General features: G+C 46.8%; 17 protein-coding genes. 9 read left to right on the forward strand and 8 right to left on the reverse strand.

Annotated elements, in window-relative coordinates:
• The first annotated feature begins 284 nt into the window (after positions 1-284).
• Together nagE and glnS are read left to right on the forward strand one after the other, a co-directional pair.
• Positions 285-1,856 carry an N-acetylglucosamine-specific PTS transporter subunit IIBC gene (gene nagE, locus AC6I8U_RS03340; RefSeq protein WP_234495282.1) on the forward strand — a complete coding sequence of 524 codons (1,572 nt, stop codon included), beginning with the start codon at positions 285-287 and terminating at the stop codon, positions 1,854-1,856.
• Positions 1,857-2,060: 204 nt separating this feature from the next.
• Positions 2,061-3,728 (forward strand): glutamine--tRNA ligase, encoded by a 1,668-nt coding sequence (glnS, locus tag AC6I8U_RS03345; protein WP_498017748.1) that lies wholly within the window; start codon positions 2,061-2,063, stop codon positions 3,726-3,728.
• A gap of 218 nt (positions 3,729-3,946) precedes the next feature.
• Here glnS and fcrX read toward each other — a convergent pair whose 3' ends face one another.
• A complete protein-coding gene (fcrX, locus tag AC6I8U_RS03350; protein WP_252012297.1) occupies positions 3,947-4,393 on the reverse strand; it encodes a ferric iron uptake transcriptional regulator FcrX in 447 nt (148 codons plus the stop codon).
• A 190-nt stretch (positions 4,394-4,583) separates the two neighbouring features.
• Between fcrX and AC6I8U_RS03355 the strand changes: the two genes are divergently transcribed.
• Complete coding sequence (locus AC6I8U_RS03355; RefSeq protein ID WP_042473656.1) at positions 4,584-5,096, forward strand: DUF4442 domain-containing protein; 513 nt, start codon at positions 4,584-4,586, stop codon at positions 5,094-5,096.
• A gap of 62 nt (positions 5,097-5,158) precedes the next feature.
• On the opposite strand, the gene fldA is transcribed toward AC6I8U_RS03355, so the two are convergent.
• The 3 genes from fldA to AC6I8U_RS03370 all read right to left on the reverse strand — a co-directional run bounded on the left by fldA (position 5,159) and on the right by AC6I8U_RS03370 (position 6,821).
• Positions 5,159-5,692 carry a flavodoxin FldA gene (fldA, locus tag AC6I8U_RS03360; protein ID WP_042473660.1) on the reverse strand — a complete coding sequence of 178 codons (534 nt, stop codon included), beginning with the start codon at positions 5,690-5,692 and terminating at the stop codon, positions 5,159-5,161.
• 50 nt (positions 5,693-5,742) lie between these two features.
• Positions 5,743-5,964, reverse strand: coding sequence for a DUF2788 domain-containing protein (locus tag AC6I8U_RS03365; RefSeq protein ID WP_042496654.1), 222 nt, complete (start codon positions 5,962-5,964; stop codon positions 5,743-5,745).
• Positions 5,965-6,062: 98 nt separating this feature from the next.
• On the reverse strand, positions 6,063-6,821 hold the full coding sequence (locus AC6I8U_RS03370) for an alpha/beta fold hydrolase (protein ID WP_252012295.1): 759 nt from the start codon (positions 6,819-6,821) through the stop codon (positions 6,063-6,065).
• Positions 6,822-6,913: 92 nt separating this feature from the next.
• Between AC6I8U_RS03370 and seqA the strand changes: the two genes are divergently transcribed.
• From seqA to rlmM, 6 genes are all read left to right on the forward strand, one after another.
• Positions 6,914-7,444, forward strand: a complete 531-nt coding sequence (gene seqA / locus AC6I8U_RS03375) for a replication initiation negative regulator SeqA (protein ID WP_128648311.1) — start codon at positions 6,914-6,916, stop codon at positions 7,442-7,444.
• A gap of 91 nt (positions 7,445-7,535) precedes the next feature.
• A complete protein-coding gene (gene pgm / locus AC6I8U_RS03380; RefSeq protein ID WP_498017749.1) occupies positions 7,536-9,182 on the forward strand; it encodes a phosphoglucomutase (alpha-D-glucose-1,6-bisphosphate-dependent) in 1,647 nt (548 codons plus the stop codon).
• Positions 9,183-9,607: 425 nt separating this feature from the next.
• Positions 9,608-10,516: a transcriptional regulator GcvA gene (locus tag AC6I8U_RS03385; RefSeq protein WP_252012292.1), complete on the forward strand. Its 909-nt coding sequence runs from the start codon at positions 9,608-9,610 to the stop codon at positions 10,514-10,516.
• The gene (locus tag AC6I8U_RS03390; RefSeq protein WP_498017750.1) at positions 10,509-11,147 is read left to right on the forward strand and encodes an alpha/beta family hydrolase; all 639 of its coding nucleotides are present in this window, start codon (positions 10,509-10,511) and stop codon (positions 11,145-11,147) included. Before AC6I8U_RS03385 ends, AC6I8U_RS03390 begins: the two co-directional genes overlap by 8 nt.
• Positions 11,140-11,556 (forward strand): DUF423 domain-containing protein, encoded by a 417-nt coding sequence (locus AC6I8U_RS03395; RefSeq protein WP_394150765.1) that lies wholly within the window; start codon positions 11,140-11,142, stop codon positions 11,554-11,556. The genes AC6I8U_RS03390 and AC6I8U_RS03395 overlap by 8 nt, the downstream gene beginning before the upstream one ends.
• Positions 11,553-12,644, forward strand: coding sequence for a 23S rRNA (cytidine(2498)-2'-O)-methyltransferase RlmM (rlmM, locus tag AC6I8U_RS03400; RefSeq protein ID WP_042473674.1), 1,092 nt, complete (start codon positions 11,553-11,555; stop codon positions 12,642-12,644). The genes AC6I8U_RS03395 and rlmM overlap by 4 nt, the downstream gene beginning before the upstream one ends.
• A gap of 26 nt (positions 12,645-12,670) precedes the next feature.
• Here rlmM and xni read toward each other — a convergent pair whose 3' ends face one another.
• The 4 genes from xni to AC6I8U_RS03420 all read right to left on the reverse strand — a co-directional run bounded on the left by xni (position 12,671) and on the right by AC6I8U_RS03420 (position 19,047).
• On the reverse strand, positions 12,671-13,453 hold the full coding sequence (xni, locus tag AC6I8U_RS03405) for a flap endonuclease Xni (protein WP_498017751.1): 783 nt from the start codon (positions 13,451-13,453) through the stop codon (positions 12,671-12,673).
• A 62-nt stretch (positions 13,454-13,515) separates the two neighbouring features.
• Positions 13,516-14,877 carry a nucleotide 5'-monophosphate nucleosidase PpnN gene (ppnN, locus tag AC6I8U_RS03410; RefSeq protein WP_394150762.1) on the reverse strand — a complete coding sequence of 454 codons (1,362 nt, stop codon included), beginning with the start codon at positions 14,875-14,877 and terminating at the stop codon, positions 13,516-13,518.
• A gap of 232 nt (positions 14,878-15,109) precedes the next feature.
• The gene (locus AC6I8U_RS03415) at positions 15,110-16,678 is read right to left on the reverse strand and encodes a GGDEF domain-containing protein (RefSeq protein ID WP_252012290.1); all 1,569 of its coding nucleotides are present in this window, start codon (positions 16,676-16,678) and stop codon (positions 15,110-15,112) included.
• 104 nt (positions 16,679-16,782) lie between these two features.
• Positions 16,783-19,047, reverse strand: coding sequence for a tetratricopeptide repeat protein (locus tag AC6I8U_RS03420; protein ID WP_498017752.1), 2,265 nt, complete (start codon positions 19,045-19,047; stop codon positions 16,783-16,785).
• Positions 19,048-19,072 lie beyond the last annotated feature (25 nt).

Genomic DNA, 19,072 nt, shown 5'->3' on the forward strand with positions numbered 1-19,072 from the left:
AGCGGTTGTTGAAAACTTGATTTACATCGCAGTTTAACCGCCATTCTTTGCAACTCTCACTATGGAAATCCTACTTAGATTTGACCATTTTTTCGTATGATAAAATAAGTTTTATGATCTCGCTAGCAAAAAGCCTGAATTTTGGCAAAAACTGGTGATTAGGATCACAAATGATAAGGTTTTAATTTGCGGGGCGAATTTAATTCCATACACTGAAAAGGACTAAATTGAACGGCTAAAATAAGTCGTCCAAAAAAATTCAAATCCTATAGGGGGAACTTAAGGTGAATATTCTAGGATATGCGCAGAAGCTAGGTAAAGCATTGATGCTTCCTATCGCAACGCTTCCAATTGCGGCGCTTCTACTACGTTTGGGCCAACCTGATCTATTAGACGTTCCATTTATGGCGGCTGCAGGTAATGCAATCTTCAGTCAGCTACCACTACTTTTCGGTCTAGGTATCGCGATTGGTCTATCTAAAGATGGTAACGGTGCAGCCGGTCTTGCTGGTGCAGTTGCATACTTCTCACTAACAGCGGCAGCAACCACAATTGATGCAAGCGTTAACATGTCATTCTTCGGCGGTATCTTCGCAGGTATCATCGCTGGTCACTCATATAACGCATTCCACGCTACTCGCCTACCAGAATGGCTAGCATTCTTCTCAGGTAAGCGACTTGTACCTATCATGGCAGGTCTCTTTGCTCTAGTAGCTGGTGCGATCTCTGGTGTGGTTTGGCCTTCAATCCAAGGCGGTCTAGACGCTCTAGCACACGCAGTATCTACATCTGGCGCAGTAGGTCAGTTTGTTTACGGTACACTTAACCGTGCGCTTATCCCTGTTGGTCTGCACCACGTACTTAACTCTTACTTCTGGTTCGGTATGGGTACATGTCAAGAGATCATGGTAACTGGCGCGCAAGCGGCTGGCCAAGCTCTACCTGCACTACAACAGCTTTGTGTTGACCCAGCTCTTGCTAAGACTCTAGTTGCTGGTCAGTCTCACACATTTGAATTCGCTAACTCAGTAACGCCTGAAATCACAGCAACGGTTAAAGAAGTCACTGAAACAGTGAAGTCTGGTGACCTACACCGCTTCTTCGGCGGCGACAAAGGCGCTGGCGTATTCATGAACGGCTTCTTCCCAGTAATGATGTTTGGTCTACCTGGTGCAGCACTAGCTATGTACCTAGCAGCGCCTGCTGAAAAACGTGGTCAAGTTGGTGGCGCTCTATTCTCAGTAGCATTCTGTTCTTTCCTAACAGGTATCACTGAGCCACTAGAATTCATGTTCGTATTCCTAGCACCTGCACTATACGCAATGCACGCCGTGTTCACAGGTCTGTCTCTAGTCGTAGCTAACATGTTTGGTACGCTACACGGCTTCGGCTTCTCTGCTGGTCTAATCGACTTCGTACTGAACTGGGGTCTAGCAACGAAACCATTCATGCTACTAATCATCGGTCTAGGTTTTGGTGCTCTATACTTCTTCACTTTCAGCTTCGCAATCCGCGCATTCAACCTGAAGTCGCCTGGTCGTGAAGATGATGACGAAGCAGTAGAAGTTGCAGCTGGCGAAGGCAAAAACGGTGACCTAGCTCGCCAATACCTAAAAGCGCTAGGTGGTCATGACAACCTAACGTCAATCGATGCTTGTATCACTCGTCTACGTCTAACACTTAAAGACCGCTCTGTTGCTGACGAAGCAGTACTTAAGAAACTTGGTGCGAAGGGTGTGGTTAAACTAGGTGAAAACAACCTACAAGTTATCCTTGGCCCTCTAGCTGAAATCATCGCTGGTGAAATGAAGTCTATCGGCGCTGGTGAAGACCTATCAGAAGTGAAACTGCCATAATCACTCTGACTCATTGATTTCCATACCAAAGCCTCTCCCCCGAGAGGCTTTTTTTGTGTCTGTAGAACCGCCTGTGTTACCTGTTCATAATTCAGTACTAAAATAATCTAATGAAAATGCGAGATCTTGTTGAGGTTTCTCAAAGAATTGTGGATCATTAGCGTTTATATATCTGACAATACTTAAAACATAGAGGTGTTATAGATGAGTGAAGCTGAGGCTCGTCCATCGAACTTTATTCGCCAAATCATTGATAAAGATTTAGCGGATGGCAAGCATACTAGCGTGCATACTCGTTTCCCGCCGGAGCCAAATGGCTACCTGCACATCGGTCACGCGAAATCTATTTGTTTGAACTTCGGTATTGCTCAGGACTACCAGGGTCAGTGCAACTTGCGCTTTGACGACACCAACCCTGAAAAAGAAGACGTTGAATACGTTGAGTCAATTAAGAATGATGTAAGCTGGTTAGGCTTCGATTGGTCAGGTGAAGTGTGCTACTCATCTAACTACTTCGATAAGCTTTACGAGTATGCGGTTGAATTAATTAACAAAGGCTTAGCGTACGTTGAAGAGCTAAGTCCAGAGCAGATCCGCGAGTACCGTGGTACGCTAACCGCGCCAGGTAAGCCAAGCCCTTACCGCGACCGCCCAGTTGAAGAAAACCTAGCGCTGTTTGAGAAGATGCGTGACGGTGGCTTCGAAGAAGGAACGGCATGTCTACGTGCAAAAATCGACATGGGCTCTTCGTTCATGGTGATGCGCGATCCTGTTCTATATCGTGTTCGCTTTGCTGAGCACCACCAAACTGGTGACAAGTGGTGCATCTACCCAATGTATGACTTCACGCACTGTATCTCAGATGCGCTAGAAGGCATTACGCACTCACTATGTACGCTAGAGTTCCAAGACAACCGTCGTCTATACGACTGGGTTCTAGATAACATCACTATCGACTGTCAGCCTCGCCAGTACGAGTTTAGCCGACTAAACCTTGAGTACACAGTGATGTCGAAGCGTAAACTAAACCAACTTGTGACAGAGAAACTGGTTAACGGTTGGGACGACCCTCGCATGCCGACAATCTCTGGTCTGCGTCGTCGTGGCTTCACGCCTGCGTCAATTCGCGAGTTCTGTAAGCGTATTGGTGTAACTAAGCAAGAGAACATGATCGAGTTTGGTTCACTAGAATCTTGTATTCGTGATGACCTAAATGAGAACGCACCTCGTGCGATGGCTGTACTTGACCCAGTTAAGATTGTTATCGAGAACTACGAGGGTGAAGGTGAGACGTTAACCCTTGCGAACCATCCAAATAAAGAAGAAATGGGCACTCGTGAAGTACCATTTACTCGTGAAGTTTGGATTGAACGTGAAGACTTCCGCGAAGAAGCGAACAAGAAGTACAAGCGTTTAGTGCTAGGCAAAGAAGTACGTCTACGCGGCGCGTATGTGATTAAAGCTGAGCGCATCGAGAAAGACGACGCAGGTAACATCACCACTATCTTTTGTAGCTACGATCCAGAAACGCTAGGTAAAAACCCAGCAGACGGCCGTAAAGTGAAAGGCGTTATCCACTGGGTATCAGCGGACAAAGGTCTTCCAGCAGAGATTCGTCAATACGATCGTCTATTTACCGTCGCTAACCCAGCAGCGGCAGATAACTTTGCTGAAACCATCAACCCAGACTCATTGGTAGTGATCAACGGCTTTGTTGAGCCAAGCCTAGCGGCAGCGAAAGCTGAGCAAGGCTACCAGTTTGAGCGTATGGGTTACTTCTGTGCGGACTCTAAAGATTCTACCGCTGAGTCTTTAGTGTTTAACCGCACGGTTGGTCTTCGTGATACTTGGGCGAAGATTGAAGGGAAGTAGGTTTAAGAGCTAACCCCTCCTAGCCTCTCCTTAGTAAGGGGAGGAACAACAGGCTAGCTCCTATCGTCGCATCGCTGCTAATTATATAGGCGATGCGAAGCGAGCCTTTGTTCTCCCCCTGATAAGGGGGAGCCAGAGGGGGTAAAAACAGCACTCACCAAACCCAACTCACAAAAAAACCAGCCATCAGGCTGGTTTTTTCATATCCAAATATAGACTTACTTAGGCTTGTGCGCCTTAGGATCTGTCTTACACGCGCCACCAACACACTTACCATATAGGTACAAGCTGTGGTTCGTTAGCTCGATGTTGTATTTAGCCGCGATTTCTTTCTGACGAGTTTCGATTAGGTCATCAGAGAACTCAATGACTTCACCACAGTCTAGGCACACTAGGTGGTCGTGGTGGTGCTGAGTTGATAGCTCAAATACTGACTTGCCGCCTTCGAAATGGTGACGAGTGACAATGCCGGCATCATCAAATTGGTTCAATACTCGATAAACTGTTGCTAGACCGATCTCTTCTCCAAGGTCGATAAGCTTCTTATACAAGTCTTCTGCGCTAATGTGTTGGTACTCTGGCTTCTGCAGTACTTCTAAAATTTTAAGTCTTGGCAACGTGACCTTCAGTCCCGCGTCCTTAAGTGCCTTGTTATTGTCTGACATAAACTTTCCTGTGATGATCTGCAGCAATAAACAGATTTCATGTATCCATTCATTATAGGGTACTACAGCGTAACAATAAACCACGAACTTCAAAGGGTTACTAACTATTAACATAGAAGCAGAACTATGTCACTTTACAAACACATCTGACCAGTTACAATTTATTTACATCTGGTGAAGAGTTGTAGTTATGGATAGACGATTAGCAAAAATTTATAAACCTAAATACGTTAAGTTTGCTTTGAATATTTGGCCACCTTTTTGGGGGGCGGGCATACGCATTGAAGAGATCAGTGAGGATTTTCGTTCTGTGAAGGTTCGTTTGAAGCTGCGCTGGTGGAACAAGAATGCCAACCGCTCTCAGTTTGGTGGCAGCATTTTTGCAATGACGGATCCTATCTACTCTTTGATGCTGATGGGGATATTGCGCGAACAGTATTATGTATGGGATAAAGAAGCGAGTATCGATTTTATTAAGCCGGGATTTTCCGACCTTCGAGCCGAATTTGTCGTGAGTCAGGACATGTTGGATGACATTTTGCAGAGCACTGCCACTGGAGAAAAGTGCTTTCCTGAATTTGTTACTCACATTCAGAATAATAAGGGCGAGGTTGTATCGACTATTCAGCGTAAGCTGTATATTCGTAAAAAGGCTGAGTATCGAGAAATGCAAGCCAGTGATACCGAATCAGTGGGAGCATAGAGTTTTACTGCTTTAGATACAAAAAAACCTCCAATAGGAGGTTTTTTTAGGTTTATGAAGAATTAGTCTTCTAGCTCAGCTAGGCACATTTCTTCATAAAGCTGCTTAGTCCAGCTCGATACGCGCTCATCCGTCAGCTCTGGTTGACGATCTTCGTCAATACATAGACCAACAAATTGAGATTCGTCACCTTCAACAAGTGCTTTTGACGCTTCAAATTCGTAGCCATCTGTTGAAGTGTAACCGATGATAGTGCCACCTTTGCCTTCAACGATGTCGCGTACTGTACCCATAGCGTCACAGAAGTATTCTGCGTAATCTTCTTGGTCACCACAGCCGAAGATAGCCACTAGCTTAGTAGAGAAGTCGATGCCCTCTAGCTCAGGGAAGAAGTCATCCCAATCTGCTTGAGCTTCGCCGTAATACCAAGTCGGGATACCAAGTAGAAGCAGATCGAAGTTATCGATGTCTTCTTTACTACTTTTAGCGATGTCTTGAACGTGGATGAGCTGTTTACCCAATTGTTTTTGGATCATCTTTGCAATAGCTTCTGTGTTGCCAGTATCGCTACCAAAGAATAGACCTACACTTGCCATAGATTCAGTACCTTTTTATCTGTCTTCGTTGGATTCAGGAACAGTGGCGATTAGCCCAGTCCTGTGCCTTCCCAGCTAAGCTGAATAATGCCTTTCGCGACAAAACCTGCACAGCCTAAGAACAGCACAAGCCACACAATACGTCGACCAAACACGGGGACATTGCCTTGTTTTAGTACATCTTTGATTGCCATACCGATCAGAAAAAAGATGGACGCAAACAATAGATCCAAACCAATGGACTCGAGTTTATCTATATAGTCGTAAAGCATGGTATTCCTTTGTGCCAATATGCTTGCGCGGAACTATACCATTGTTACTCGGTAAAGTTAATCCATGGAAATCAACCTGCTTACGATGTAGGTCAAAATTAGATGAATTTGCGTATCGCTCGCAATACCTCGTTTGGCTTTTCTGCGTGCAGCCAGTGACCCGTGTTCGCGACAATGTGGACCTTTACCTGACCAAACTGCTGTTGAATCTGTTGCTGATGATCCGCTTGGAGGTAGTCTGAGTCGGCACCTTTTAGAAACAGGACAGGCGTCTCGGTCTTACGGATTGGTTGCCAGTCGAGTATCTGCATGTAGTTTTGCTCTAGACCTTTGAGGTTAAAGCGCCATCCCATGTGCTCACCGGTATTATAGAGCGACTTACCGAGAAACTGCCTAACTCCTTCCATTTCGATGTGCTCGCTCATTGCTGCCATGGCTTCGCCGCGTGTCTTTGGTGTTTGCTGACAAACGGCATTGAGCCCCGCGAGCACGTTGTCATGTCGTCGGGTGTCGTATTTGACCGGAGACATGTCCATCACCACGAGTTTTTGGATAGGGTAGTCGTAATCACAAAGCTTCATCGCGACCTTTCCACCCATGGAGTGACCAATAATAATCGGGTGTTCTACATTAAGTTCTTCAAGTAACTCAATGATATCGTTCGCCATTAATGAATAGCTATGCTCTTCGCTGTGAAACGAACGCCCATGATTGCGAAGATCGATGCTGATGACATCATGATCTTGCTTAAGTTCTCGAGCAAGCACGCCAAGGTTATTGAGGTCACCAAATAGTCCGTGGATGAGAACGACTGGCGCGCCGTGACCTTCTCTTTTGTAGTTTAATAAAGCTGACATTTTCTGTTATTCGTGATGTGTTTAACGTGGAGGTTCATCGCGGAACTCGTTATAATCATCCAGAGTTTAAACATAGAGATTGTGAAAAGCGAATGAAAACAATTGAGGTTGATGAGGATCTATACCGTTACATTGCAAGCCAGACCCACCACATTGGCGAAAGTGCTTCAGATATCTTACGACGTTTATTAAAGGTAGATGCAGCCGAGACGGAAAAGAGACCCGCTGCCGCTAAGACGATTGTCGTGAGTAAAGAGGCACCGAAAGTAGAAGCTGTTGATTCAGTAAAAGAGATGCGCTCTCTACTGATTTCAGACGAGTTTGCTGGCCTTAAGAAAGCGATTGACCGCTTTATGTTGGTCTTGTCTACTTTGCATCGCTTGAATCCAGAAGGTTTTTCAGAGGCGACGCAAGTGAAAGGTCGCAAGCGTGTCTACTTCGCTAACAATGAAGCGACCTTGTTAGAGAGTGGCAATACAACGAAACCAAAAGCCATTCCAAACACGCCGTTTTGGGTGATTACCAACACCAACACCAGTCGTAAGAGACAAATGGTCGAGCAGGTAATGACCATGATGGAATTCCCTGCAGAGCTCATCGAGAAAGTCACGGCTTCTATCTAAGATTTCGATTTAAACCTCATAATGTTCAAACTTAAACGAGTATTATGAGGTTTTTTGTATTTTTAAGCTTGAATTTGAAAGGACGTCAGTTATGGCTATACACCCACGCGCGGGCCAAAAGGCTTTGCAAGAAGATTTGCATAATATCCCAGCGCTTGTTTCTAATTACTTCTTAGTTCAACCAGAAGCTGGTAACACAGCTCAAAGCGTACAGTTTGGTACGTCTGGTCACCGCGGTAGTGCCGACAAGGCAACCTTCAACGAAAACCACATCCTTGCCATTGCACAAGCTGTGGCTGAAGTACGCGCAGAGAAAGGCACAACGGGCCCACTGTTTGTCGGTAAAGATACTCACGCACTGTCAGAACCAGCGTTCGCGACTGTGGTTGAGGTATTGGTTGCCAACGGTGTACACGTGATTGCTCAAGAAGATAACGGCTATACGCCAACCCCTGGTATTTCACACGCGATTTTGACTTACAACCTGTCCAGCGATAAGAAAGCGGACGGTATTGTTATTACGCCTTCACACAACCCACCTCAAGATGGCGGTATCAAGTACAACCCAACGCATGGTGGTCCAGCAGAAGCTGAGCTAACTCAAGCGATTGAAGACCGTGCTAACGAAATCATCAGCAACGAAATGAAAGACGTTAAGCGCCTACCTATCGCCGTTGCTAAAGCGAATGATTTGTTTGAAGAGCGTGATTTGGTGAAACCGTATATTGATGACCTAGTCAATGTCATTGATATGGAAGCGATCCAAAAAGCGGGTCTCAAGATTGGTGTTGATCCGTTGGGTGGCTCAGGCATTGACTACTGGCGTCAAATTGGCAAAGCGTACAACCTAGATCTTACCTTAGTTAGCGAAGCGGTCGATCCATCATTCCAGTTCATGTCATTGGATAAAGATGGCGTCGTTCGTATGGACTGCTCATCGCCATATGCAATGGCTGGTCTACTGGCACTTAAGGATGACTATGACTTGGCATTTGGTAATGACCCAGACTACGACCGTCACGGCATCGTAACGCCAAAAGGTCTGATGAATCCAAACCATTACCTGGCAGTGTGTATCGACTACCTATATCGTCATCGCAGTGAATGGCGCGCTGACGTTGCTGTAGGTAAAACGTTGGTATCGAGTGCGCTGATTGACCGTGTTGTTGCTGATCTTGGCCGTACGCTGTGTGAAGTACCGGTTGGCTTTAAGTGGTTTGTTGACGGTTTGTACAACGGTGAGTTTGGCTTTGGCGGCGAAGAAAGCGCAGGTGCGTCTTTCCTTCGTAAAGATGGTACACCGTGGTCAACAGACAAAGACGGCATCATCCTTTGTCTTCTAGCGGCAGAAATCACGGCGGTAACGGGTAAGAACCCTCAGCAGTACTATGAAGAGCTTGCGGCTAAGCACGGTGAGTCTAAGTACAACCGTATTCAAGCGGTAGCGAATACAGAGCAGAAGAACGTGCTTAAGAAGCTATCACCTGAGATGGTGTCTGCAGAAACTCTAGCTGGTGACGCGATTACGGCTCGCCTAACGCATGCTCCAGGTAATGGCGCGGCAATCGGTGGCCTAAAAGTCACAACCGCTAATGGTTGGTTTGCAGCGCGCCCATCTGGTACTGAAGATATCTACAAAATCTACTGCGAAAGCTTCAAAGGTGATGAGCACCTAAAACAGATTGAAGCCGAAGCACAAGAGATTGTGAATCAAGTATTTGCAGACGCTGGCTTGTAATCCTAATCTGACAAAAACGATTAGCTCAGCTATTAATAAAACTATAGAAAGCGGTCACCATGGGTGGCCGTTTTTTTATGGGCTGATTTAGCGGATATAACTATCCAGAATTAGTGAATAAAATTCAGATAAAAAAACACCGCCATATAGGCGGTGTAAGAAAATTTGACAGACAGGTCAAAAATACAGGAAGTACACACATCAACTAGGGGATAACTAGCCAAGGTGTGGTGGTAGAATTCTACCTAACTCGAAAATCGAGATTGCAAACACAACATCGCAAGCGCAGAGTCAATCGGTTCTAGAGAGAACCGAGCCGTTCAGACTCGCGTTTGCGGGATGAAATATAGAATTTCTCTGGCTGTTCGGCAATGGATAAATTATAATGTTTCAGATTAAAAAAACTAATGCATTAGAGAGTCGTTATGTCGAGACGTTTGCCTCCCCTCAATTCGCTCAAAGTTTTCGAGGCGGCCGCGCGCCATTTGAGCTTTACCAGAGCTGCGGAAGAGCTGTTTGTCACTCAAGCGGCGGTCAGTCATCAGATAAAAGCACTTGAGGAATTTTTGGGCCTCAAGCTGTTTCGTCGCCGAAATCGTTCGTTGCTACTGACAGAGGAAGGCCAAAGTTACTTTCTTGATATCAAAGATATTTTCACGTCACTTGCCGAAGCCACTGACAAGGTACTCGAACGCAGTGAAAAAGGCGCACTAACCATTAGCTTGCCCCCAAGTTTTGCGATTCAATGGCTGGTTCCTCGCCTTGCGGATTTTAATGAGCAAGAACCCGATATCGACGTGCGAATCAAAGCGGTGGATATGGATGAAGGCTCACTTACCGATGACGTAGACGTTGCGATTTACTATGGTCGCGGCAACTGGCCTGGACTTCGTGCTGATAAGCTTTATCAAGAGTTTTTGGTTCCTTTGTGCTCTCCAGCCCTCCTGCTTGGCTCTAAACCGCTCAACACCTTAGAAGATTTATCGAAGCACACGCTGCTTCACGATACCTCACGTAAAGACTGGAAGCAGTTCGCCAAACAAAATGAACTTGACGGTGTTAACGTCAATCATGGTCCTATCTTTAGTCACTCAACCATGGTGCTTCAGGCTGCGGCTCATGGGCAGGGCATCGCGCTCGGTAACAATGTGCTTGCTCAGCCTGAGCTCGATGCTGGGCGTCTCATTGCACCGTTTGATGAGGTCTTAGTCAGTAAGAACGCGTTTTATGTCGTTTGCCACGACAAACAAGCTGATATGGGGCGTATCGCCACGTTTAGAGATTGGATGCTCGCGAAGGCGCAAAGTGAGCAAGAGGTACTATTAGATGACTAACCTTGTATTTGATGGGCCAGAGCAAGGTCCGCTGTTTCTGTTCGCTCATGGCGCTGGTGCGGGGATGGATCATGATTTCATGCAAGACATGGCGCAACGCTTAGCTGCAAAAGGCATTCGTGTTGTCAGATTTAATTTCCCTTATATGGTAAAACGCGCTGAAGATGGTAAGAAGCGCCCACCTGACCGCGCTCCAAAATTGCTCGAGGCTATGACTGAGGTAATCGAAAAGGTTGCCTGCGGACAGCCTATCGTGATTGGTGGCAAATCGATGGGTGGTCGAATGGCGTCATTGCTTTCTGAGCATGAACTCGTCAAGTCGATTGTCTGTTTGGGTTTTCCTTTTCATCCGCCGGGCAAGCCTGAAAACTTCAAAGGCGACCATTTAGCGACGATGGATAAGCCGTGCCTTATCTTACAAGGTGAGCGCGATACCTTTGGTAAGCAAGAAGAGTTCGCTGATTTTACTCTTTCAGATAAGGTCGAAGTGAGCTTTGTACCCGATGGTGACCATAGCTTTAAACCGAGAAAATCTTCAGGCTTTACTGAAGCGCAAAATCGCCAGATGGCAGCGGATCGTTTAGCACTATTTATAAAAGGCATTAATGATATGGAGGAGGCGAGTGCGTAGTCGAACTCTTGTTGTTATTGCTGCGCTGTCTGGGCTTGTCAGTGTTGGGCTTGGCGCATTTGCAGCGCATGGCCTTAAAAACCTGTTGTCGCCTTATTTGCTTGGTGTGTTCGAAACAGGTGTGACGTACCAGTTTATTCATACCTTAGCTTTGCTGCTGTGTGCGCTATTTGCGTTGAATACCCCTATATTGAATGCGCAAAAGGCGTTTCATCGCGCCGCGATTTGCTTTATCATCGGCATCCTTTTCTTTAGCGGTAGTCTATACGCCCTTGCGCTAACAGGAGTGAAGTGGTTTGGCCCTATTACTCCATTGGGCGGGGTGATGTTTATGGTAGGTTGGGGATTCCTCGCTTATGCTGGATATCAGATGACTGACGAAACAAACAAAGATGGAGTCAATCAGTGAAACAGGTAATGCTTTATTGCCGCTCTGGATTCGAGAAAGAGTGTGCAGGCGAAATTCAAGACAAAGCGACAGCCCTTGAGGTATTCGGCTTCCCGCGAGTCAAAAACAACTCAGGCTACGTGATTTTCGAGTGTTACCAAGACGGTGATGCGGACAGACTTATCCGCGATATCGATTTCCAATCGCTTATCTTCGCTCGTCAAATGTTCGCGATTGCGAGTGAGCTTGAAGCTCTGCCATCGGATGATCGCATTTCTCCGTTATTGGCTGCACTCGATGAGGTGGAAGATTTCCCTCGTTGTGGCGATATCCGCATTGAAACGCCAGACACCAACGAAGCGAAAGAGCTACTCAAGTTCTGCCGCAAGTTTACCGTGCCAGTACGTCAAGCGATGCGTGGCAAGGGGTACCTGTTCAATAAAGAGCACGCCAAAAAGCCGGTTCTGCATATTTGCTTTATCGCACCGGGTCATTGTTATGTGGGCTACTCGTATCCAAACAACAACTCCGCGTTCTTTATGGGCATTCCACGCCTCAAGTTCCCAGCGGATGCGCCAAGCCGCTCTACGTTGAAATTGGAAGAAGCGTTTCACGTGTTTATTCCTAAAGAAGAGTGGGATGAGCGCTTAGCATCAGGCATGTGGGGTGTTGACCTTGGTGCGTGTCCTGGTGGTTGGACATATCAGCTGGTTCGCCGCTCTATGTTCGTACATGCGATTGATAATGGCATGATGGCAGATAGCCTAATGGAAACGGGTCAGGTTAAGCACCACCAAGAAGATGGTTTTAAGTTTGAGCCACCACGTAAGAACGTCACTTGGTTGGTGTGCGACATGATAGAGAAACCATCTCGCGTTGCGCAGCTAATGGGTGAGTGGTTGATTCGTGGCTGGGCGAAAGAGACTATCTTCAACCTTAAACTGCCAATGAAAGGCCGTTATGACGAGGTTCTGCAAGATATTGAGAACCTAAAGATCTTCCTGATTGAGAACAAGGTGAAGTTCAAGCTGCAAGCGAAGCACTTATACCATGACCGTGAAGAAATCACGGTGCACATTCAAGTGCTATCCAATATCTCGCCGCATTAATCTCGTCTAAAGCGTCTCTTAAAGGTCTAGGTGTTGCTGCCTAGACCTTCAAAACGAATATCCTGCAGGTTAAAACCAAGCTCAATATCTGTTTTGAGTGCCGATACTTGCTTTGATTTTCTCGCCATCTCAATGTGTTCATCGAGCTTCTTGCGATACTTAGCTGCAAGCTCATCAGAAGCATACGCCGACTCAATGTCGCTATACTCGGTTAAAATCTCTTTAGCGGCCTTAGGGCCAATACCTGCTACTCCCGGCACTTGAGAGGAGCTCACGCCCGTTAACCCCCAATAGTCGGCCAGCTGCTCAGGCTTAACCCCAAATTCTTGTTCGATAAACGGAGCGTCCAACCAGCGATGCTGAAAGTAGTCGCGAATTTGTAGCGTCGGGGAGAGCAGTTGGCAATAGCCTTTGTCAGTCGAAATAATGGTCACCTTTTCTCCATGACTCGCGACTTTCACCGCAAGGGTTGCTACTAGATCGTCCGCTTCATCCCCTTCTGATAGCAGAGAGTCAATGCCGAGTTGCCACCATGCATCTTGGATTTTATCGAGCCCATTGTAGAGCGGCTTTGGCATCGGTTTTCGGTTTTGCTTATATTCAGGAAGGATGTCACCGCGCCAACCTCGGTCTTGCTCGTGATGATCGAATACCGCAATGATATGAGTTGGCTGCGCTTCATCGACAATGCGACGAAGTGTACGGGAGGTGGTTTGAATGGTTCTTTCTATGTCATTTGGATCAGGTTGTACCGCATGTACACGGCGGATCAGGTTTAAAGCGTCGATGATAACAAGATGAATTGACATAAAAATAAAGCCACGGAGAAACGTGGCTTTATTGTAAATAAAACGCTACTGAGTTTCAGGTTTTATTCGCCATTAGCGATGCGATAACACGGAATGTACTCAGAGCCTGGTAGTTTCATGCGTTGCTGAGTCACAAAATCGCTCAGTAGTTTGTCCATTTTCTTCATCAAGGCTTTGTCACCATCAATGGTAAATGGACCATGTCTTTCGATTTCACGAATGCCTTCGGCTTTCACATTACCTGCAACAATGCCGGAGAAGGCCTGACGCAGCGCTGCCGCCAAGTTCTCTGGTCGCTGATTCATGTGCAGATCAAGTCCAGCCATGTTCTCATGGGTTGGGTCGAATGGTAGCTGGAATTCTGGCTCGATGTGCAATGACCAGTTGTAGCTGTATGCATCGCCATTTTTCTTACGGTGCTCTTTTACCGCTGGCATTGCCTGTTTCATTATCTTGGCGGCTTTTTCAGGGTCAGCGATGACTATCTCATAGTATTTAGTGGCTTCTTCACCCAGTGTTGCTCGAACAAACTCATCAATGGAGCGGAAGTATGCCTCACTCTCTTTCGGCCCCGTCAATACGATAGGCATTGGCTGTTCAGCGTTATTTGGGTGCATCATAATACCCAAAATATAGAGCAGCTCTTCTGCTGTGCCAGGACCACCAGGGAAGATCACAATACCGTGAGCAATACGCACAAACGCTTCAAGACGCTTTTCAATATCTGGCATGATGACCAATTCATTGACGATAGGGTTTGGCGGCTCAGCGGCGATAATAGAGGGTTCAGTTAGTCCCAAATAACGCTGGTGGGTGTAACGCTGTTTGGCGTGGCCAATGGCCGCCCCCTTCATTGGCCCTTCCATTGCGCCTGGTCCACAGCCGGTACAGATGTTTAGCTCACGAAGACCGAGTTCGTTACCAACCTCACGCGTGTATTGGTACTCGGTGGCGTTGATGGAGTGACCGCCCCAACAGACGATCAGGTTTGGATCGATCCCTGGGATCAGAGTGCCTGCATTACGAAGAATACCAAATACTAGATTGGTGATGTGAGTAGAGTTGGTTAGGTTGAGGCGTTGGTTATCAGCAAGGTGCATGTTGACGTAGACGATGTCACGTAGAACTGAAAACAGGTGCTCTTGAATCCCCTTGATGATTTGACCGTCTACGAATGCATGCTCTGGCGGGTTAGTTAGCTCAAGCTTGATACCACGCTCACGGCGCATAACGTTAACGTCAAACGATTGGTGTTTATCCAGTAGCTCTTTTGAGTTGTCAGTGTGGCTACCGGAGTTGAGTACCGCCAGCGTACAGTTGCGATACAGTTGGTATAGGTCACTAGACGCGGTCTTTTTAAGGCGCTCAACCTCCAGTTGAGACAAAAGGTCCATACTGCCCGCGGGACTAATGTGAGTGATCATAAGCAAATTCCTTATCTAGAACCGAATGCCGCGACGTTCTGTGTTGGGCAAGGGAGAGTAGGGTGATGGAATGCCCACTGAATTGAGGTCGCAGGTTTTGTTTTGGTTCGTTGTTATTGTTATTGGTCGAGTCTTTAATACGAGTTTTCTCTAGAGATTAAAGTACACGACTATCTATTAGACTAGCAAATGTTAGCTATGTTGCTATAACTATCTGAAAAATATGATGAGATTATGGGTTCCAAGCCAACTGGTTTGGACCAAGCTTTTGGGTATGGGATAGGGTTTTGTGCAGGCGTTCTAGCACGTCGTCAGGTGTATCGTTTTGTGTAAACACCGCGCTGGTCGCAGAGAGGGTAATGGTGATCAGTTGGTCGCGGAACTTAAACGGTAAGTTGCTGATCTTAGTTTGAATTTCACGAACTTTAGCTAGGCTGGTCGCTTCGTTTTGCTCTGGCATGATCAGAATAAACTCTTCACCTGAGAATCGTGCAACGGTGTCGGTTTTGTCGACCGTGTTGGCAATGGTTTTCGCTATGATTTTCAGAGCTTTATCACCGGCACTGTAACCAAAGTTGTGGTTGATGCTTTTAAACTTGTCGATATCAAAGACGACAACCCATAGTGGGTGTTGGCTTTTTAGCCAGCGGCGGTACTCAATCTCCAACTTATCGACCAGCGCTGTGCGGTTGTATACCTTGGTGAGTGGATCAAGCAGCATGCGTTGCGACTGATCTTCTAGTCGACGTCGGTAGTCTTGCGTGGTGTCGTATAACGACTCGAGCTGATTCTTGTTGTGAGCCATCTGATCCAGTAGAGCAGCTTCTCTCACCTCTGCATGTTGCAGTCGTTCGGTCAGAGAGGCCAGTTGGGCAAACAATGGATTCATTGCTCTTTTGGCTTCATCCAAATCTTTAACCGACTCAATGCCACGTTTGCCGCTCGATACTAGGGCGTGTAACTCCTGGCTCATGTTTTGGCGCTGTTCAAAGTAGATTTGGCTTTGGTCTAGATTTTGCGAGCTGCCTTTAAGAGAGGAGGAAAGTGACCCGTTGACCTGTTCCAGGAACTGCTGAGAGGTTCTACGTTCATATTTGGTGGCGTCAATCACCAGTCTCAGCACTTGCAGCGTGTGTTCTAAAAGCTGATTTCCCGTCGAGTCGGTGAGTAGCTTATAGCGGATCTCAAACAGCTGTTCACCCGGCTCGCCATCGAAATCCAGCTCGGTAATGAGGTTCTGTAGCTCGTCGTTCAAGCTCAGTAAAATACCACTGTTCTCACTGGGTTCTGGCTCTTTTGAGGCCAGCGCAGAGTTTGAAGTGATGATTTTTACCGCGCGCTCATAGATGGCGAGCAGCTTAACGGCGTTATCGGTAAGTTTGAGTGAGCTTTTGTCGTTATAGGCTAGGACACTGCGAAGGTCACGTTTGATTTGAGCAGGCAGACCGCTGATGCGCTGCAGGGTCTCGCCACTGCGACGCGTCTGTTCCTCTAGTGAAACGTGTTGTTTTTCCATCGTGGCAGCCCTTTGACCAATCAAGCGCTCCAAGATGGCAAACTTGGGCACTAAAGAACTAATGTCTTTGTTATGCTCTAACTCTTGGCGGAGTTCAATCAGTTTGTCATCAATTCGCGAGTGGGAACCAATATGAGTGTTACTCAACGTAGAAATGAAACGTTTTAGGATAGTTTGTTCACGACGCGATTTGAGCGAAGCGTCGCGCTGAGCTAAACGTAATTGCTCCAACTGTACTTTCAGCTGATGGAGATGCTCTAATGTCTCGCTATCCTGTGAGCTCATAAATCCTATAAAAACAAACTAGATGGGAATCTTATTGATGTATTGATCGATAATATCAAAAAACATCACAACGTCACGTAATTCAATGTTCAAGTGCCGTTTTTTTACCCATTCATCAACGATTTTTTGAACCCGTCCTCATTCTGGGAAGAAGAATGAACTTTAATAAGCCCCTGTTTTATCGCTGTGCGACACGCTTGTCGGATATTGTCGGTCGCAAGACTCGCTGCCGGTGCATTGTCGATTGCTTTTAGATAGACCCAATGACTCTGACTCTCACGCATACTGACATCACGCGCCATATGCGTCGCTACCAATAGAATGTCGAGCAATTCTTTGTCATTGATAGCCGTGTAAGCGCGAGGCAGGAACGGGTAGTTGGCCATGCCAATACGTACGATGCGATTCATCTTGCGCTCTTGCTCAAACTCATTCACCCAACTTTGGATCTCATCAAAGAGGCTTTCAGCGGTCCTTGGCTTAATGCTTGGCTCGATGTAAAGCAGGTTGGCATCGGAAAAGTGATAAATACGAGCAGGTGATTCAACCTTGCTACGGATAAAGTCACCAAATGCGCGTTCAAGCTCAAGACCGGCTTTGTAACCGTTTTGTAGGTACATATTGCGTAGGAAAGGGAGGTCAATCATGACAAACCGCAGTCGGTCACTCAATGGTTCGTTGATAAGCTCACCCACCTGCCACTGCTCAAAGTAACGCTGAGTGCGTTGCAGTGAGTTTGGTAACTTGGCATTGAGTAGGCGCAAGTTTGGTAATCCAGAGCGAGCGTGTGTGAACAAGTTTTCGTTAAGCTCGTGAAGCTCGGTTTTGTTGCGGCGATACACGTAACTGAGGCGCATCACGATGAGCGCGAGTAACGCAGCAACACAGAACAGCCCCAACGCGACTTTCTGGAACTTGTTTTGCTTCTCTGTCGCTTCACCTAACTCTTGCTCTTGAATATCGTAATGCAGGCCTTGCTCAACAAACTGTTTCTGCTTACGAAAGGCTTCTTCGCTGATCTGGTTTAGCTGGTCTTGCTGGTAGATACGAAGCGAGTTGGCTTTTTTGATGTTGACCAAAGCATTCTTGAAATCTCCTTTTTGCTCATAACCTAGCGCAAGCAGTTGATAGGCCTGCTGTTCAAGAGAGGTTTGCTGCAGAGATTGGCTAAGCTCTAACGCTTTTTGTGCCTGCTCGAGTACTTTCTCGTTCTCTTGCTGATGATAGGCGAGGCCTGCGTCAAGTAACGCAGCTCGTGCTTTTAGCGCTGGTAAATCTGAGTAGTTAAGCAGCTTTTCTGCACGCACCAGGTACTGCTCTGCCAATGGGTAGTTGTAGAGCTGTAAATAAGTCGAAGCAAGGCTAAGGCGAATATCAATCACCTTTTGAATATTTTTACCGGTCGACTTGTGATCGATCACGTTGAAGTAGTGAACCAGAGCTAGGTTGTATTTGCCTTGCAAGAAGTAGATGTCGCCCATCAATTTCAAGACATCGGCGAGGATTGGTGACTCTGGGTAATTACCGTAAAAGTCCGCAGCTTGAGACAGGTGCTCAAGTGCTTTATCGAGCACTTGTCGTTGCATAAAAAGCTGTGCCAGAAGCTGGTTGATATGGGCAAGTTGGTCACTGCTGTTGAGCTCAATTGCAGACCAATACGCAAGGAGCAGCTCAGACAGCGCTTCGTTGTAGCGGCGGTAGCGAAGATAATGGTTGCCATAAACGGTATGGAAATCAATTTGCCATTTGGAGAGTTTCTCCTGTGGAACAAACGCTTTGGCGCTTTGATACATCTGCTCTGCGAGCTCATATTCGTTTTCTGCAGAGGCAATCTCAGCTTGCAGAATCTTGATGCGATAGCTGGTGCGATTGGCGATGCTTTGCCCTTTGCGTATTGAATCTAGGTCGCGCTCTACGTCTTTTAGCGCGTTGAGTGCTTTTGCACCCTCACCAGTGGTTAGCCACTGCAAACGAGTTTTTAGGATGCGAACGTCCAGAGCCAGAAAGAGTAGCTGATACTTTTCTGTCATCGCTTGAGCAAGCTGCAAGGTTTGCAGCGCTGCTTGTTTATCACCGAGATTAAACTGAGCCTGCGCTACGATAATGAGCGCGTTGACACTGCTAAGTGGTGTGCGAATACGCTGGTCGGTATCATCACGCGCCAGTTTCGGTAGCCTGTCATCATTCGGCTCTGCAAATGTTCGATTGGTCAGGTAGTTGTTGGCGATCTCTAGGGCTTTCGCGGGCTCAATCTCGACCAGTTTGTCTGCCTCGACCAGGATTGGTGAGGTAAAGGTGGTGTTGGCATTGGCCATGCCTGACATTACCGAGCAAACCAGCGCGAATACAATCCAAATTCTTGAGCCCATGAAGTCGTCCATTTTCCCTAATAGT

Source organism: Vibrio sp. KUL80 (assembly GCF_059725495.1).

What these genes read in the sequence shown, in the direction of transcription:
- fldA (WP_042473660.1), bottom strand. Translation starts at nt 5,692, where the DNA reads ATGGCAAGTGTAGGTCTATTCTTTGGTAGCGATACTGGCAACACAGAA.
- AC6I8U_RS03370 (WP_252012295.1), bottom strand. Translation starts at nt 6,821, where the DNA reads ATGTCAGCTTTATTAAACTACAAAAGAGAAGGTCACGGCGCGCCAGTC.
- glnS (WP_498017748.1), top strand. Translation starts at nt 2,061, where the DNA reads ATGAGTGAAGCTGAGGCTCGTCCATCGAACTTTATTCGCCAAATCATT.
- AC6I8U_RS03390 (WP_498017750.1), top strand. Translation starts at nt 10,509, where the DNA reads ATGACTAACCTTGTATTTGATGGGCCAGAGCAAGGTCCGCTGTTTCTG.
- AC6I8U_RS03365 (WP_042496654.1), bottom strand. Translation starts at nt 5,964, where the DNA reads ATGCTTTACGACTATATAGATAAACTCGAGTCCATTGGTTTGGATCTA.
- xni (WP_498017751.1), bottom strand. Translation starts at nt 13,453, where the DNA reads ATGTCAATTCATCTTGTTATCATCGACGCTTTAAACCTGATCCGCCGT.
- seqA (WP_128648311.1), top strand. Translation starts at nt 6,914, where the DNA reads ATGAAAACAATTGAGGTTGATGAGGATCTATACCGTTACATTGCAAGC.
- AC6I8U_RS03355 (WP_042473656.1), top strand. Translation starts at nt 4,584, where the DNA reads ATGGATAGACGATTAGCAAAAATTTATAAACCTAAATACGTTAAGTTT.
- AC6I8U_RS03385 (WP_252012292.1), top strand. Translation starts at nt 9,608, where the DNA reads ATGTCGAGACGTTTGCCTCCCCTCAATTCGCTCAAAGTTTTCGAGGCG.
- fcrX (WP_252012297.1), bottom strand. Translation starts at nt 4,393, where the DNA reads ATGTCAGACAATAACAAGGCACTTAAGGACGCGGGACTGAAGGTCACG.
- ppnN (WP_394150762.1), bottom strand. Translation starts at nt 14,877, where the DNA reads ATGATCACTCACATTAGTCCCGCGGGCAGTATGGACCTTTTGTCTCAA.
- AC6I8U_RS03420 (WP_498017752.1), bottom strand. Translation starts at nt 19,047, where the DNA reads ATGGGCTCAAGAATTTGGATTGTATTCGCGCTGGTTTGCTCGGTAATG.
- AC6I8U_RS03415 (WP_252012290.1), bottom strand. Translation starts at nt 16,678, where the DNA reads ATGAGCTCACAGGATAGCGAGACATTAGAGCATCTCCATCAGCTGAAA.
- pgm (WP_498017749.1), top strand. Translation starts at nt 7,536, where the DNA reads ATGGCTATACACCCACGCGCGGGCCAAAAGGCTTTGCAAGAAGATTTG.